General features: G+C 70.3%; 12 protein-coding genes. 4 read left to right on the top strand and 8 right to left on the bottom strand.

Going from position 1 to position 15,448, the window contains the following annotated elements:
• Window positions 1-255: 255 nt before the first annotated feature.
• The 5 genes from cydC to ACGF7Y_RS17055 form a co-directional block, all read right to left on the bottom strand.
• On the bottom strand, window positions 256-2,040 hold the full coding sequence (gene cydC / locus ACGF7Y_RS17075) for a thiol reductant ABC exporter subunit CydC (RefSeq protein ID WP_393234615.1): 1,785 nt from the start codon (window positions 2,038-2,040) through the stop codon (window positions 256-258).
• Window positions 2,041-2,266: 226 nt separating this feature from the next.
• Window positions 2,267-4,261 (bottom strand): ABC transporter ATP-binding protein/permease, encoded by a 1,995-nt coding sequence (locus tag ACGF7Y_RS17070; protein WP_393234613.1) that lies wholly within the window; start codon window positions 4,259-4,261, stop codon window positions 2,267-2,269.
• A gap of 4 nt (window positions 4,262-4,265) precedes the next feature.
• The gene (cydB, locus tag ACGF7Y_RS17065; RefSeq protein WP_393234610.1) at window positions 4,266-5,297 is read right to left on the bottom strand and encodes a cytochrome d ubiquinol oxidase subunit II; all 1,032 of its coding nucleotides are present in this window, start codon (window positions 5,295-5,297) and stop codon (window positions 4,266-4,268) included.
• 9 nt (window positions 5,298-5,306) lie between these two features.
• Window positions 5,307-6,800: a cytochrome ubiquinol oxidase subunit I gene (locus ACGF7Y_RS17060; RefSeq protein ID WP_393234607.1), complete on the bottom strand. Its 1,494-nt coding sequence runs from the start codon at window positions 6,798-6,800 to the stop codon at window positions 5,307-5,309.
• 240 nt (window positions 6,801-7,040) lie between these two features.
• Window positions 7,041-7,961 (bottom strand): aminodeoxychorismate lyase, encoded by a 921-nt coding sequence (locus ACGF7Y_RS17055; protein ID WP_040864737.1) that lies wholly within the window; start codon window positions 7,959-7,961, stop codon window positions 7,041-7,043.
• Window positions 7,962-8,095: 134 nt separating this feature from the next.
• On the opposite strand from ACGF7Y_RS17055, the gene ACGF7Y_RS17050 reads away from it, so the two are divergent.
• The 4 genes from ACGF7Y_RS17050 to ACGF7Y_RS17035 all read left to right on the top strand — a co-directional run bounded on the left by ACGF7Y_RS17050 (window position 8,096) and on the right by ACGF7Y_RS17035 (window position 11,415).
• On the top strand, window positions 8,096-9,259 hold the full coding sequence (locus ACGF7Y_RS17050) for a YgfZ/GcvT domain-containing protein (RefSeq protein WP_393234604.1): 1,164 nt from the start codon (window positions 8,096-8,098) through the stop codon (window positions 9,257-9,259).
• Window positions 9,260-9,360: 101 nt separating this feature from the next.
• Window positions 9,361-10,080 (top strand): MOSC domain-containing protein, encoded by a 720-nt coding sequence (locus ACGF7Y_RS17045; RefSeq protein ID WP_393234602.1) that lies wholly within the window; start codon window positions 9,361-9,363, stop codon window positions 10,078-10,080.
• Window positions 10,077-11,030, top strand: coding sequence for an asparaginase (locus ACGF7Y_RS17040; protein ID WP_393234599.1), 954 nt, complete (start codon window positions 10,077-10,079; stop codon window positions 11,028-11,030). The genes ACGF7Y_RS17045 and ACGF7Y_RS17040 overlap by 4 nt, the downstream gene beginning before the upstream one ends.
• 175 nt (window positions 11,031-11,205) lie before the next feature.
• Window positions 11,206-11,415: a DUF3073 domain-containing protein gene (locus ACGF7Y_RS17035; RefSeq protein WP_040864734.1), complete on the top strand. Its 210-nt coding sequence runs from the start codon at window positions 11,206-11,208 to the stop codon at window positions 11,413-11,415.
• Between the two features lie 148 nt (window positions 11,416-11,563).
• Here ACGF7Y_RS17035 and purM read toward each other — a convergent pair whose 3' ends face one another.
• From purM to ACGF7Y_RS17020, 3 genes are all read right to left on the bottom strand, one after another.
• Window positions 11,564-12,640 (bottom strand): phosphoribosylformylglycinamidine cyclo-ligase, encoded by a 1,077-nt coding sequence (gene purM, locus ACGF7Y_RS17030; protein ID WP_040864733.1) that lies wholly within the window; start codon window positions 12,638-12,640, stop codon window positions 11,564-11,566.
• A gap of 130 nt (window positions 12,641-12,770) precedes the next feature.
• Window positions 12,771-14,459 carry an ABC transporter ATP-binding protein gene (locus ACGF7Y_RS17025; RefSeq protein ID WP_393234597.1) on the bottom strand — a complete coding sequence of 563 codons (1,689 nt, stop codon included), beginning with the start codon at window positions 14,457-14,459 and terminating at the stop codon, window positions 12,771-12,773.
• The gene (locus tag ACGF7Y_RS17020) at window positions 14,452-15,426 is read right to left on the bottom strand and encodes an ABC transporter permease (protein WP_245659803.1); all 975 of its coding nucleotides are present in this window, start codon (window positions 15,424-15,426) and stop codon (window positions 14,452-14,454) included. Before ACGF7Y_RS17020 ends, ACGF7Y_RS17025 begins: the two co-directional genes overlap by 8 nt.
• Between the last annotated feature and the right edge of the window lie 22 nt (window positions 15,427-15,448).

Raw genomic sequence — 15,448 nt, 5'->3', positions numbered from 1 at the left:
ACCGGTACGGCCCGAATACCCGGAGGGGCGGAACAGAACAGCCCCCGAGCCATACCGGTGCGACTTTCATCGCACAGGTCCGGTCGGACAGACCGGGGCTCGGGGGCCGGGTGACTGCCTGGAATTCGCTCAGCGCTCGCGCGGGCGAAATCCACCTGCAGCGGTGGCGCTAGCGGACAGCCACCTCACGTGTCCTATGAATATCCATTCGTCGAACCACCTCCTTCCTCGTGTACGAACGAATCTAGCGGCGTGTCAGCAGCTCGGCAACGGAATTTCTCGGTGGGCGGAATCGGGAGCGTCACACGCTGTGGCTCGGGCCGCGAATTCCGTTGTGACCAGGCCTGATGCGGTGATCCGGAGCACCGTGTCGGCCTGATGGTCGTCCGGCAGTTGATGTGTGACTGCGACCACGATGCGATCGGGTTCCACGATGCCGCTGTCGACGTCCAGCAGGTCTCGCAGCAGCTGCGCCCCGGGCTCGGCCTCCAGGTGCTCCGTCGGTTCATCGAGCAGCAACACCCGAGCCGGTGACACGAGCGCCCGCGCGAGCAGTATCCGGCGACGCTGTCCGCCCGACACAGCGGCCGCTCCCCCGGCCAGGCCGGTGTGCACCCCCTCCGGCAGCCCGTCCAGCCAGTCACCGAGACCGACTGTCCGCAAAGCCTTCTCGGCGTCTTCGGCGGTCAGATCGCCACGCGCTACCCGCAGATTCTCCAGCACCGAGGTGCCGAACAGGTGCGCGTCCTCGGCGAAGAAGGTGATGCCGGGGCGCGGTGTGCCGAACAACCCCGCCCACTTCATCAGCAGAGTCGTCTTGCCCGCGCCGCTGGGGCCGACCACCGCGATCCGCCTGCCCCGAGGCAGTTCCGGCACGCGCGCGTCCTGCAACCGGGCCGAGGGGGCGAGGCTCGTCCGCCGTCCTTCCGGCTCCGAGTCGTACCCGGGCCGGGAGTCACAGGGGTCGGTCGCCGTGCCGGTGGGCGAACCGGATTCGAATCCGTCCAGGCGATGCAGCGCGGCACGGGCGGTCGTCAGGGCCTGCGCCGCTGCGGGCAGCGGGCCGACCGCTTCGAAGGCCGAGAGGGGCAAGAGAACCAGGACGACCAGCGCCATCGGTGTCATCGCGCCCGCGGCACCGCCATCGGGGCCGTAGAGGGTGATGCCGATCAGCAGGGCGCCCAGCACGGCGGCGCCGATCGAGAGCGGCGTGGCGGCGGCGGCCCAGGCGCTGCGCCGGGCAGCCCGGTCCTCGGCGGCGACGGCTCGGCGTGACGCCGCTGCGGCCGCGTCGAGAGCGGCGTCGAGACGACCGGCGACGCGCAATTCCGCCGCGTGGTCGAGGACTGTCAAAGCCTGCGCGGTGAACTCGGCGCGGTCGGCGCGGACGGCGCGTTCCGCCTCCGACGCCGCCGCGGCCGACAACCACGGCGCGACGATGCCGGACAAGGCCAGCGCACCCGCCAGGACGCCGGCAGCGGCCGGGGAGATCGTGGCCAGGAGCGCGACGGCCGCGACCGAGAGGACGAGGGCGACCGCGACCGGCACGAACACGCGGACCACCACGGCGCCCAGGTCGTCGATGTCACGGCCGACGCGGACCAGGAGATCACCGCGGCGCGGCGGCTTCGTCTCCCCGGCGGGCGCATCCGACCGGTCGTGCCCGCTGCGCGGGACCTCGGGTCGGCGCAGCCAGAAATCCGAGCGAGCCAGCGTGCGGTAGACCGTGGTGCGCGCGGTCGTCATGGCGCGCAGGGCCACGTCGTGCGTGGCGAGACGTTCCAGGTACCGGCACAGGCCGCGCGAGATGCCCAGCGCGCGCACCGCGACGACGGCGATGCTCAGGTCGAGCACCGGCGGCATCTGCCAGGCTCGCGCGATCAGCCAGGCCGCCAGCGCCGCGAGACCGAGCCCGCTGCCCAGCGCCAGCACACCCCACCCGATCGCCACCGCGACCCGCCCGCGGGACAATTCGAGCAGCGTCCACATCCGGCGCAGATCACCGAACGTCGTGGTATCGCGTGAAACGGCCCGCGTCATCGCGAGCGCCCCTCTCGCCCGTCCCTCGCGTCGGCTCGCGAACCGCGGCCAACCATCAGCGGGTCTTCCGCACAATTCGCGCCGCTCACTGAACGAGCTTTCTCGCCGACGCAGGCCCTATGACGTGACCGGGCGCGATCGGCATCGGCCCGACCGTCACGCCGAACCACGCCTGGAAAGGTGATCCGCGGACGGCTTCCATGCGAGTCGCATGATCTTCGCGCGTTCACCGCAGGATCTCCGCGAGGTCGGCGCGTACCTGGACGAGCTGATCGGCGGCGGCCAGCACGGTCGGGCGGTGGCCGATGACGACGACCGTCGCGCCCGCGCGGGCCCGGACCTGGAGGGCGGCCAGCACGGTGGCTTCGGCGGCGGCGTCGAGGTGCGCGGTCGGCTCGTCCAGCAGCAGGATCGGGCGATCGGTGGCCAGCACCCTGGTCAGCGCGAGGCGTTGGCGCTGGCCGAGTGACAGGCCGATGCCGCCGGGGCCGACCACGGTGTTCCAGCCGTCCGGCAGATCCGCCAGCACGGCGTCGAAGCCGGTAGCCAGGCAGGCGGCTTCGAGATCGTCGATGACGCGCGCCGGGCCGCGGGCGGCCCGGTCCGCAGTTCGCGCGCCGAGTAGTTCGAGGTTGTCCCGCAGCGTGCCGGGTACCAGCACCGGCCGCTGCGGCAGCCACGCCACGCGCGCCCACCATCCGTCCGGGTCCAGTTCACGGATGTCGACACCGTCGACGGTCACGACGCCTCGGTCAGGCGCGATCAAGCCCAGGATCGCCTGCACCGCGGTCGATTTGCCGCTGCCGTTGGGACCGGCGAGCACAGTGAGGGAGCCGGGCCGCAGGACCGCCGACAGACCCGCGGGGGCGTACCCGTCACGCGCCCGCACCGAGAGATCGCGGAGTTCGACCGTGCCGGGGCCTGCGGAGCTGTCGCGACGAACCGTCGCCATGGCCCGCCCCCGGATAGCTCGGTCGTCGTCGCTCGCAGCACCGCCCGCCGGTTCTGCCGCCGCGCCCGGCACACCGTGGCCGGGCCCCCACTCGAGCGGCTCGTCACCGGGGCCGGTCGCCGCCGCCCCCTGCACGCCGTGGCCGGGCACCCGCTCGAGCGGCTCGTCGTCGGCGTCCGGGGCCGCCGCACCCTCCGCACCGTGGCCAGGCAGCGACGCGAGCGGATTTTCGTCGAGGGCCGTGACGTGCCCGCCGCCGACGTGCGCGGCCGGAGTGGACTCGAGAATCGCGAACGCTTTGTCCGCGGCCGCCATGCCGTCCTGGGCGGCGTGGAAACGTTCGCCCACCATGCGCAGTGGCAGGTACACCTCGGGGGCGAGCACCAGCACCACCAAGCCCGCGTAGAGACTCATCTCGCCGAATACCAGCCGCAGCCCGATGGAGACCGCGATCAGGGCCACGCTGAGGGTCGCGAGCATCTCCAGCACCATCGAGGACAGGAAAGCCATGCGCAGCGCCCGCATGGTGCGTTGCCGCAGCGCGTCACCGAGATCGCGGACGCGGTGCTGCATGGTGTGTGCGGCGTCTGGTTCGGATTCCGCGTGGCCCGTCTCGCGGCCGAGCGCGCGCAACGTCGGCATGCCCGCGAACAGGTCGAGCAATTGGTCCGACAACCGGGTGGTGGCCGCGAGGGTGGCTTCGGCTCTTCCCTGGGTCAGCAGCCCGATGAGGATCATGAAGATCGGGATCAGCGGCAAGGTGATCACCGCGATCACCCCGGAGGTCGGATCGTGGGCCGCGATGACGGCGAGCACGATCGGCGGCACCAGCACCGCCAGCAGCAGAGCGGGTACGTAGCCGACGAGATAGCCGCGCAGCCCGGACAGGCCCGTGCCGACGACCACGGCCAACTCCGTTCGGCGCGTGTCGAGTTCGCGAGGCGACAGCCGTGCGCCCGCCGCGAGCACCGCGCCCTCCAGCTCCGCCACCACGCTCGCGCCCGCTCGATGCGCCAGCCGGGACTGCGACCACGTGGCGAGCACCCGGCCCGCGATCACGAGCGCGAGCACGACCAGTTCGACCGTCCACGCGCCGAGCGTGCGCGAACCCGGGTCGATGACCACCCCGGCCAGCACCCGCCCGATCAGCAGCGCCGCGACCACGATCGCCGCGGTGACGACGAGTGACAGCGCGACGCTCAGCGCCAGGTAGCCGCGCGCCGAGCGGGCGTACCGCCACAGGCGCGGGTCGATCGGCGGGCGGGCCATGGCGTCAGTCCTGCACGCGCCGCATGGGCAGGCCGACCGGGGGAGGGATCTGCTCGACGGTGATCCGCTTGCGGAACACCCAGTAGGTCCAGCCCTGGTACACCAGCACGACGGGGGTGGCCAGCGCCGCCGCCCAGCTCATCACCTTCAGCGTGTACGGCGTGGAGGACGCGTTGTGGATCGTCAGGTCGAATGCCGCGTCGAGCGTCGACGGAAGCACATTCGGGAACAGTGAACCGAACAGCAGCGCGGTCGCCGCCGCGACGGTCACCGTGGTGCCGGTGAACGCCCACCCGTCACGCTGGGCGAAGTCGGCGGCCGCCGCGACGACCAGGCCGAGTACCGCCAGCGCCAGCGGGATCCAGGTCCAGCCGGTCCCGTAGGACAGCTGGGTCCACGATCCGAATCCGCCGACCACGACCACCGTCGGAGCCAGCAGCAGCCGGGCGGTGCGACGGGCGTCGTCGCGTACCTCGCCGGCCGTCTTGAGCACCAGGAACATCGCTCCGTGCAGCGCGAACAGCAGCCCGGTCGCCAATCCGCCGAGCAGGGCGTAGGGCCCGAACAAGTCGGCCACCGAGCCCGCGAACTGCTTCTTCTCGTTCAGCGGAACACCGTGCACGACATTGGCGAACACCCAGCCCCAGGCCAGCGCCGGAACCCAGGAACCGATGCCGATGCCGATGTCGCAGCCGGCCCGCCAGCGCGGGTCGTCGATCTTGCCGCGGTACTCGATCGCGCAGATCCGCAGGATCAGCGCGACGAGCACCAGCAGCAAGGCCAGGTAGAAGCCGGAGAACAGGCTGGCGTACCACTCGGGGAACGCGGCGAACATCGCGGCGCCCGCGGTGATCAGCCAGACCTCGTTGGCGTCCCACACCGGCCCGATGGTGTTGAGCACCGCGCGCCTGCGCCGGTCGGACCCCTTGCCGAGGATCGGCATGAGCATGCCGACGCCGAAGTCGAAGCCCTCCAGCACGAAGTAGCCGGTGAACAGCGCGCCGATCAGGACGAACCAGAACTCTTGCAGACTCATCGCCGGCTCCTAGTAGGCGAACGAAAGGTGTTCGACGGCGGGTTCTTCGGCCGTGCGGCCGCCCGAGGTCGGGTCCGTGCCGTGCGGCTCGGACGCGGCGGGTGCGGCCGGATCGGGTCCGTGGATCACGTACCGGCGCATCAGGTAGAACCACACGATCGCGAGCGCGCCGTACAGCAGCGTGAAGGTGATCAGGGAGAACAGGACGACGCCGGGCGAGTGGTCCGAGACGCCCTGCTGCACGGTGAGGCGCAGGTTCGGGTCACCGGTGGGGTTGGGCACGACCACCCAGGGCTGGCGCCCCATCTCGGTGAACACCCATCCGGCGCTGTTGCCCAGGAACGGCGTCGGGATGACCAGCAGGCTCAGCCAGGAGAACCAGCGCTGGTCGGGTACCCGGCCGCGGCGAGTGAGCCACAGCCCGGCCAGCGCGAGCAGCGCCGAACCCGCCGACAGACCGATCATGGCGCGGAACGACCAGTAGGTGACGAACAGGTTCGGGCGGTAGTCGCCGACGCCGAACTTCTCGTTGTAGGCCTTCTGCAGGTCGACGACGCCGTCCAAGGTCACGCCGGTGAACTCGCCCTCCGCCAGCCAGGGCAGCACGTACGGCACTTCGAGCACGTGCGTGACGCTGTCGCAGTTGTTGTGCGTGCCGACGGTGAGCACGGAGAAGTCCGGGTTGAGCGCGGTGTGGCACAGCGATTCCGCCGAGGCCATCTTCATCGGCTGCTGTTCGAACATCAGCTTGCCCTGCACGTCACCGGTGTAGACCAGCGCCGCCAGCGACACGATCAGCACGGCGATGCCCGCCCGCGCCGCGGGCCGCCACATCGCCAGCGCCTCGGCGAGTTTCGCCTCGTCGCCGCTGCGAGCATTGCGCACCATCCACCATCCCGCGATGCCCGCGACGAAAGTGCCCGCCGTCAAGAAGGATCCGGCGACCACATGCGGGAAAGCGGCCAGCAAGGTGTTGTTGGTGAGCACCTCCACGATGCTCTGTAGCTCCGCGCGACCGGTTTCCGGGTTGTAGCTGGCGCCGACCGGATGCTGCATGAACGAGTTGGCCGCGACGATGAAGTACGCCGAGGCGTTCACGCCGATCGCGACCATCCAGATCGCGCCCAGGTGCAGCAGTTTGGGCAACCGGCTCCAGCCGAAGATCCACAGCCCGAGGAAGGTCGACTCCATGAAGAAGGCGATCAGGCCTTCCAGCGCGAGCGGGGCGCCGAACACGTCACCGACGAACCGGGAGTACTCGCTCCAGTTCATGCCGAACTGGAACTCCTGCACGATGCCGGTCGCGACGCCGAGTGCGAAGTTGATCAGGAACAGCTTGCCGAAGAACTTGGTCAGTCGCAGCCAGTGCTGCTTGCCGGTGACGACCCAGGCGGTCTGCATGGCTGCCACCAGCGGCGCGAGACCGATGGTCAACGGCACCAGAAGGAAGTGATAGACCGTGGTGATGCCGAACTGCCATCGGGAGATGTCCAAGGCGTTCAAGCCGGCCTCCTGCGTATCTACGACGTGTCGTAGTAAGACTACGTCGGAGACGACGGGGAACAATGAGTCCTAGGCCACGCCACCAGCGCGATTGCCGCCCATTTCGCCTGTTTTCCGTGCTCATCGCCACCCCGTGGCCGCCCGAGTAGGACGGAGATCACGGAGCGGCGCCTCGCCACGGCAGCGCCGCCCTCCGTGCCCGGCCGACGCGACAACCGATTTCGCGGACGGAACACCCCGTCACCAGTCGCCGATGGCTCCCGCGCGCTCGATGCCGCGATCGACCAGATCGATGATCTCCTGGGCGTTGTCCGGCGCGGACATCCGCAGCCCGTCCAGCGAATTGACCCGCGCCGCAAGCGAGATGCTCGACAGCATCCAGACGCTGTCGCAGGTGAGCAGGTCGGCGGTGAACAGCGAGTCGTAGCGGCAGCGCCAGCCGGCCTTCTCGGCTTCGGCGAACAGCGCGCGCTGGGTGACGCCGGGCAGCACGCCGTTCTTCGCGGGCGGGGTGATCAACTGCTTGTCGCGGGCGATCACCACGGTGGACCGCGGCCCCTCCAGCACCCGATTCTCCGTGCTGGTGAAGATCACGTCGTCCGCGCCCATCCGCGCGGCGAACCGCAGGGCGGCCATGTTGGTGGCGTAGGACAGCGTCTTGGCCCCGAGTAACTGCCAGGGCGCCGCCTGCGCGAGGTCGACCGAGATGCCGCGCGAGAGGCTCACCACGGCGACGCCTTCGGTGCGGGCCTTCTCCACACGCTCGGGCACCGGCACGACGAGCACGAAAGCCGTCGGCACCGGCACGGCGGCGGCGAGATCGCCGGTCTTGACCTTGTCGGGCGTGCCCGCCAGCTCGGAGTCGCGGCCTCGGGTCAGCACCAGCCGCAGCACGCCTTCGCGTTCGCTGCCCCATTCCTTGGCGGCGATCTCCACCGCCTCGCGCCATTTGCCCAGTTCGGGCTCGGGCAGATCGAGCGCCTGCGCGGAGCGGCGCAGTCTGCCTAGATGAAATTCGATCGCGCACGCGACACCCGCGCGCACGAGCACCGTTTCGAACACACCGTCGCCCCGCAATACGCCGATATCGTCCGCGAACAACAACGGCGCATCCACATCTCGGACCGCACCATCGAGAGTTACCAGAACTCGATCCACCATGCGACGAGCGTAGGCGGTGTGAGCGGCCAATGCCTATGTCACGGCCGCTTTTGCCAGACCTTTTGTGCAGCCGCACCGCAGCGCCCGCCGTAATGCTCGGGCAATGCCGATCGGCTATGCCGGACCGCGGCCCCATGGCCCGGTTCGCGCACTGCCGGGCGGACCCGCCTAGAGTGGAGAAGGTGTCCGTGGTCGTTGCGCCCAGCCCCCTGCTCAGTGTGTCGGGAGCCGTCGCGGGAGCGGCGGGTTCGCCCGACGCCGCCGTCGCCTGGCACTACGGCGATCCGTTCGGCGAACAGCGCGCCGCGGTGGAGCGCGCCGCGATCGTCGACCGCTCGCACCGATTCGTCCTGCGCATCACCGGCGCGGAGCGGCTGACCTGGTTGCACACCATCACCAGTCAGCATGTCGCCGCCCTCGGCGACGGCCGGTCCGCCGAGAACCTCGACCTGGATCTGAACGGCCGGGTGCAGCATCACTTCGTGCTCACCGAGCTGGACGGCACCGTCTGGATCGATACCGAGGCCGAGCGCGGTCCCGACCTGCTCGCATTCCTGCAGAAGATGGTCTTCTGGGCCGACGCCAAGCCGGTCGAAGCCGCCGATCACGCGGTGCTGAGCCTGCTCGGACCGGGAGTCGCCGGGCTGACCGAAGCGCTCGGGGTCCCGGCTCTGCCCGGCATGTACGAGGCGGCGCCGCTGCCCGGCGGCGGCTTCCTGCGCCGGATGCCGTGGCCGACGGCGGACTCCTTCGACCTGATCATCCCCCGCGACCGGCTGACCGACCTCTGGAACCGGCTCACCGCGGCCGGCGCCACCCCCGCCGGGATGTGGGCCTTCGAGGCGTTGCGCGTCGCTGCCGTTCGCCCGCGCATCGGCCTGGACACCGACGAGCGCACGATCCCGCACGAGGCCCGCTGGATCGGCGGCGTCCCCGAGCAAGGAGCGGTCCACCTGGACAAAGGCTGCTATCGCGGCCAGGAGACCGTGGCCAGGGTGCACAACCTCGGCAAGCCGCCGCGGCACCTGCTGCTGTTGCACCTGGACGGCTCGGCGGACGAGCGCCCGGTTAGCGGCGACGACGTCACCGCGGGTGGCCGCACGGTCGGCAGGCTCGGCACGGTCGTCGACCACTTCGAGCTCGGCCCGATCGCCCTCGCCCTGGTCAAGCGCGCCGTTCCGGCCGATACCGCGCTGGCCGCCGGCCCGGTGGCCGCGTCCATCGATCCCGATTCGATGCCCTCCGACGACGAGCCGCAGGCGGGCAGGCTCGCGGTCGACCGGCTGCGCGGGCGTTGATCCGTTGACGAAACACCGTTCGGCGTGGGACTTTTCCAGCCGGCACCCGCACCCCTGCTCAGCGCCGAGCCTCCCCATCCGTGACGAGAGGAGCGCTGCCCATGCGCGTCGGTGATACCGGCGAGGTGCTCGCCGCCTGTGTCGTGCACGCCGACCTCGAGGTGCCGACCCGGGTGGGTCGCACCGCTATCGACAAGCGACCGGTGGCGGGCCGGGTCGCGGTGCGAGCGCTCGGCTTGGACGGCGACCACGTCTGCGACACCAAGCATCACGGTGGCGTGCATCAGGCCATCTACGCCTACGCCGACGAGGACGCCCGACGCTGGGGCGCGGAACTCGGCCGCACCCTGCCCGCCGGGTGGTTCGGCGAAAACCTCCGGGTGGGTGGACTTCCGGTCAGCGACTCGGTGATCGGCGCGCGCTGGTCGGTCGGCGACACTCTGCTGGAGGTCAGCGCTCCGCGCGTGCCGTGCGCGACGTTCCAGCACTGGAGCGGCGAGCAGCAGTGGGTCAAACGGTTCGCCCTGCGCAGCGACACCGGCGCCTACCTGCGGGTGCTCGAAGAGGGAACGATCGCGGCGGGGGACCGGATCTCGGTGGTGCACGTCCCCGAGCACGGCATCACCGTCCGCGACCTGTTCACCGGCGCCGATCTCGATCTGTTGACGATCCTGCTCGCCGACGAGCCGACCGTCTCCGACGACGTGCGCATGCAGGTCGAACGGCACGCGCGCAGGCATACCAACGCCGCGCGGGCAGCGGCGCACCGGCACGCGGCGGCCGGCCGCACCGACGACATCGGCACGGGAGCGCAACTGTGAGTGTGGAACTGGTCGAAGTCGTCCGCTCGGGCTTCCGCGAATGCGTGCACCGCGGCTCGGTGGTGGTGCTCGACGCGGCGGGCGAGCCCACCCTCGAGCTCGGCGAAGTGCATCTGCCGATCTTCCCGCGTTCGACGAACAAGCCGATGCAGGCGATCACTCTCCTGCGCAATGGGTTCCAGCCGCTCGACGACGCCGAACTGGCCATCGCCACCGCCTCGCACTTCGGCGAACCGGACCATGTCGCGCTGGTGCGCAGGTTGCTGGACCGCTTCGGGCTGCCCGACTCGTCCCTGGCGTGCCCGCCCGATCTGCCGTACGACGAACGCGCCCGCGCCGCGGCGCTCGCCGGTGGGCAACAGCCCCATCCGATCTACATGAACTGCTCCGGCAAGCACGCGGCGATGCTCGCGACCTGTGCGATCAACGGCTGGCCCACCGAGGGCTACCAGGACCGGACGCATCCGCTCCAGCGCGCGGTGATCGCGACGGTGGCCGACCTGACCGGCGAGCCGGAAGCCGATCTGGGCATCGACGGCTGCGGACTGCCGATCATCCCGGTCTCGCTGGTCAACCTCGCGCGGGTGTTCGCGGCCATGGCGACGGCCGATCCCGGGACCCCGGAACGCCGGGTCGCCGACGCGGTGCGCGCGCATCCGCGAGTGATTTCCGGCACGAACGGGGCCGATCTGCTGACCATGCAGGCCACCCCGGGACTGGTGTGCAAGATCGGCGCGGACGGTGTGCACGCAGGCGCGTTGCCGGACGGATCGGCTTTCGCGTACAAGATCGAAGACGGTCACGATCGGGCGCGAATGCCGCTGACGCTGGCGATTCTGCATCGGATGGGGATCGAGTGGACCGATGCGCACGCGGAACTCGCGGCCCCCGCGGTGCTCGGCGGGGGCGCCCGAGTCGGTGTGATTCGCGCGATACCCGGCGTGGTCTAGGTATTCCACGGCGGGGCGACAAGCGGGCAAACGGCACCGGTTCCGGAGTTCTTCACCCACTCCTGGAAGCGAGACCGCCGGACACACGCTAAAGTGTCTGTCAGGAAGAGTATTAATTCGAACGGGGCCGCCACCAAACCCCAGGCCGCCCCGCTGTGACGCGAGGGGGTCAGCCATGGGCCGTGGCCGGGCTAAGGCAAAGCAGACCAAGGTCGCACGCGAGCTGAAGTACAGCTCGACGCCGACCGACTTCGCGAGCCTTCAGCGCGAGCTTTCGGGAAGCCCCACCTCCCAGCGGAGTGGTGGTGTGCTGTCCGATGAGCACGACGCGGACGACTCTTTGTCCCGCTGGGACGAGGACGACTACGACGACTGGCGCCGCTGACTCGGATTTACGTCTGAAGGGGGAGGCCGACGGGCCTCCCCCTTCGAGCGTTGTCGCGGGTTGACGTCACAGGCGCCGAAAAGGCTTGCAACACAACAGAGTCCCGCATCGCACGAGGATGCGGGACTCTGACGTGTCTTCGCCGCGGTCAGAACCGCGGATGCTCCCCCACCAGGACGGCGCGCACGGCGTCGGCGTCCTTGGCCTTCTTGACCGTGCCCAGCGTCCAGCACTCGATGTGCCGCGCGGTCAGCACCGCCAGCGCCCGGTCCACGTCCTCCGGGGCGACGACGGCGACCATGCCGACGCCCATGTTGAACGTCTTCTCCATCTCGGCCCGCTCCACCCGGCCGCGCTGGGCGATCATCTTGAACACCGGCGCCGGGTTCCAGGTGCCGCGATCCAGCTCGGCCACCATGCCCGCGGGCAACACCCGGGCCAGGTTCGCCGTCAGGCCGCCGCCGGTGACGTGGGCGAAGGTGCGCACATCGGTCTCGGCGATCAGCGCCAGGCAGTCCTTGGCGTAGATCCGGGTCGGCTCGAGTAGCTCCTCGCCCAGGGTGCGGCCGAATTCCTCGACGTGGCCGGTGAGCGACATGCGGTCGATGTCCAGCAGCACCTTGCGGGCCAGACTGTAGCCGTTGGAGTGCAGCCCGGAGGACCCCATGGCGATCACCACGTCGCCGGGACGGACCCGGTCGGGACCGAGCACCGCGTCGGCCTCGACCACACCGATGCCGGTGGCGGACAGGTCGTAGTCGTCCGGGTCCATCAGCCCGGGATGCTCGGCGGTCTCGCCTCCCAGCAGCGCGCAACCGGCGCGCACACAACCCTCCGCGATACCGGAGACCAGTTCGGCGACCTTCTCCGGCACGACCTTCCCGATGGCGATGTAGTCCTGCAGGAACAGCGGCTCCGCGCCGCAGACCACGAGATCGTCCACCACCATGGCGACCAGGTCGAGGCCGACGGTGTCGTGCTTGTCCATCGCTTGAGCGACCGCGATCTTGGTACCGACGCCGTCGGTGGAGGCCGCCAGCAGCGGTTCCCGGTAGCCGCCCTTCAACGCGAACAGCCCGGCGAAACCACCGAGGCCGCCTTGGACCTCGGGCCGGGTCGCCTTCTTCGCCAATGGCCCGAACAACTCGACTGCGCGGTCACCTGCCTCGATGTCCACGCCTGCCGCGGCGTATGAGGCACCACCACTGGGGGTCTGTTCAGTCATCTTCGGGGAAAGCTCCAAACCGAATCGGCGGATAGATGCCTGCTCACGCTACCGGAGCCGGATAACGACCCCGCACCGGTGTTGGCTCGCCCTCTTGACAATAGGGCAGAACCAACCGTAAAGCGGACGATCAGTCCGTCTCGTTCCCGTCGAGCCGCCCGGCCTCCTCCCGGCGGCGGCGTTGCCGCACCGGGTCGGGCACCGGCACCGCGGCGACCAGGCGCCGGGTGTACTCCTCTCGCGGCGCGCGCAGGATGCGATCGCGATCGCCCTCCTCGACCACCGCACCGTCACGCAACACCACGATCCGGTCGGCGAGCTGATCGACCACCGCCAGGTCATGGCTGATGAACAGGCACGCCCAGCCGCATTCCCGCTGTAGCCGGCCGAACAGCTCCAGCACCGCCGCCTGCACCGAGACGTCCAGCGCGCTGGTCGGCTCGTCGGCGACCAGCAGGTCCGGGTCGAGCACCAGAGCGCGGGCCAGGCTCGCGCGCTGACGCTGCCCGCCGGACAACTCGTGCGGGTACCGACCTTCGACACCCGCGGGCAAACGCACGTCGTCGAGCAGTCTGCGCACCCTGGCTCGGATCTGCGCGGAGCTTCCGGCCTTGTGCACCAGCAACGGCTCCGCCACGCACTCCCCCACGGTGAGCCGGGGGTTCAGCGAACTGGCCGGGTCCTGGAAGACGAATCCGAAGCGCCGCCGGATCGGCCGCAGCTTGCGCTGCGACAGCCCCGCGATGTCCTGCCCGCGCACCCGCACCGTCCCGGAGGTCGGCCGTTGCAGCGCCGCCACGCAGCGGCCGATGGTCGACTTGCCCGATCCGGATTCACCGACCAGGCCCAGTGTCTCGCCGGGCGCGATGCGCAGGCTCACCCCGTCCACGGCGCGGAACCGCGGCCTGCCGAACGAGCCGGGGAATGCGACCACCAGGTCGCGGATCTCGAGCACCGGATCGGTCGCGGTTCCGGCGCGGTCGGACCGCCCGTGTTCGATCTGTTCGGTTCCCAGGTGCGGCACCGCGGCCAGCAGGGCGCGGGTGTACTCGGCCGTGGGCCGGGCGAACAGCTCGTCCACCGGCGCCTGCTCGACCACCGCGCCGTCGCGCATCACCACAACGCGGTCGGCGATGTCGGCGACCACGCCCATGTTGTGGGTGATCAGCACGATCGCGCTGCCGATCCGGTCGCGCAGGTCCCGCAGCAGGGCGAGGATCTCGGCCTGCACCGTGACGTCCAGCGCCGTGGTCGGCTCGTCGGCGATGATCACCTTCGGCTCGCAGGCGATGGCGATGGCGATCATCACCCGTTGTTTCTGCCCGCCGGAGAGCTGGTGCGGGTAGTAGTCCACCCGGTGCTCCGGGTCGGGCAACCCCACCAGGCGCAGCAGCTCCACCGCGCGCGCCCTCACGGCCTTCTTGGTCATCTCGGTGTGCGCCCGCAGCGCCTCGCCGATCTGGAAACCGACGGTGAACAACGGGTCCAGCGCCAGTCCGGGCTCCTGGAACACCATCGAGATCGCACCGCCGCGCAATGCGGTGAGCTGCTTCTCGCTCATCGCGGTGACCTGCTCGGTGCCCAGGGTGACCAGGCCCGCCACGGTGGCGGTCGCGGGCAGCAACCCCATCGCGGTGCGCGAGCTCACCGACTTGCCCGAACCGGATTCCCCGACGACGGCCAGCACTTCTCCCGGATAGACCGCGTAGGAGACGTCGGTGACCGCGTGCACGGGCCCCGCGTCGGTGGCGAAGGTGACCGACAGCGATTCGACGGACAGGGCCGGGCGGCCCCGGTCGGCCGCGGAAGACTCAGGCATCGGTCACGTCCTTTCCGCCGCCCGGCGCGACGCCGGGCGCGCTCGCCACCGCCGCCGCGCGACGAGTGCGCAGGATGGGGTTGAGCACTTCGTTGAGGCTCTCGCCCACCAAGGTCATGCCGAGCACGACGAGCACGATGGCGACGCCGGGGAAGACGCCGGTCCACCAGATGCCGTTGGAAACGTCCGACAGCGCTTTGTTCAGGTCGAAGCCCCACTCCGCGGCCTGGGTCGGTTCGATGCCGAAACCGAGGAAGCCGAGCCCGGCCAGGGTGAGGATGGCCTCCGATCCGTTGAGCGTGACGATCACCGGCAGCGATTGGGTGACGTTGGCGAGGATGTGCCGGAACAGGATTCGCGTGGTCGACGCACCGGTCACCCGGGCCGCGTCGACGTACGGCTCCTGTTTCACGGCCACGGTCGCGTTGCGCACCACGCGGAAGTACTGCGGCACGAAGACCGCCGTGATGGCCACCGCCGCGGACAGCACACCGCCCAGGCTGGTCGAGCGGCCGCCCGCGACCACGATGGACACCACGATCGCCAGCAGCAGCGTCGGAAACGCGTACATCGCGTCCATGAACAGCACCAGCAGCCGGTCCGGCCATCGCCCGGCATAGCCGGACAGCAGCCCCAGCGGCACCCCGATCAGCAGCGAGAGCACGAGCGAGATCGCGATCACCCACAGTGCGGTGCGCGCACCGTAGATCACCCGGGAGAACACGTCCTCGCCGCGCACCGAGGTGCCGAACCAGTGTTCGGCCGACGGCGCCTGCTGGCGGGCGAACTCGACACCGTCGGCGGCGCTCTGGGCGAACCCGTACGGCGCGATCAGCGGAGCGAGCACGGCGGCGACCACGAAGACGCCGACCAACGCGAGCCCGAGGATCAGCGTCGCGCGCTGCAACCCCGCGGTCATCGCGAACAACCGCAGGCCGGGTACGCCCCTTCGCGGCGCGGACGGCATGACCGGAGGTTCGTTCAGTAGT

Origin of the sequence: Nocardia sp. NPDC047654 (assembly GCF_043205035.1) — a bacterium.
In the GTDB taxonomy this organism is placed as follows: domain Bacteria; phylum Actinomycetota; class Actinomycetes; order Mycobacteriales; family Mycobacteriaceae; genus Nocardia.
Note: the sequence above shows the minus strand (reverse complement) of the source record. Positions and strands in the feature narration are given on the sequence as shown.

Bases quoted from the DNA above. Each gene is read 5' to 3' on its own strand.
- ACGF7Y_RS17025 (WP_393234597.1), bottom strand. From the start codon at position 14,459: ATGCCTGAGTCTTCCGCGGCCGACCGGGGCCGCCCGGCCCTGTCCGTC.
- ACGF7Y_RS17020 (WP_245659803.1), bottom strand. From the start codon at position 15,426: ATGCCGTCCGCGCCGCGAAGGGGCGTACCCGGCCTGCGGTTGTTCGCG.
- ACGF7Y_RS17070 (WP_393234613.1), bottom strand. From the start codon at position 4,261: ATGGCCCGCCCGCCGATCGACCCGCGCCTGTGGCGGTACGCCCGCTCG.
- purM (WP_040864733.1), bottom strand. From the start codon at position 12,640: ATGACTGAACAGACCCCCAGTGGTGGTGCCTCATACGCCGCGGCAGGC.
- cydC (WP_393234615.1), bottom strand. From the start codon at position 2,040: ATGACGCGGGCCGTTTCACGCGATACCACGACGTTCGGTGATCTGCGC.
- ACGF7Y_RS17050 (WP_393234604.1), top strand. From the start codon at position 8,096: ATGGCCCGGTTCGCGCACTGCCGGGCGGACCCGCCTAGAGTGGAGAAG.
- ACGF7Y_RS17055 (WP_040864737.1), bottom strand. From the start codon at position 7,961: ATGGTGGATCGAGTTCTGGTAACTCTCGATGGTGCGGTCCGAGATGTG.
- cydB (WP_393234610.1), bottom strand. From the start codon at position 5,297: ATGAGTCTGCAAGAGTTCTGGTTCGTCCTGATCGGCGCGCTGTTCACC.
- ACGF7Y_RS17035 (WP_040864734.1), top strand. From the start codon at position 11,206: ATGGGCCGTGGCCGGGCTAAGGCAAAGCAGACCAAGGTCGCACGCGAG.
- ACGF7Y_RS17045 (WP_393234602.1), top strand. From the start codon at position 9,361: ATGCGCGTCGGTGATACCGGCGAGGTGCTCGCCGCCTGTGTCGTGCAC.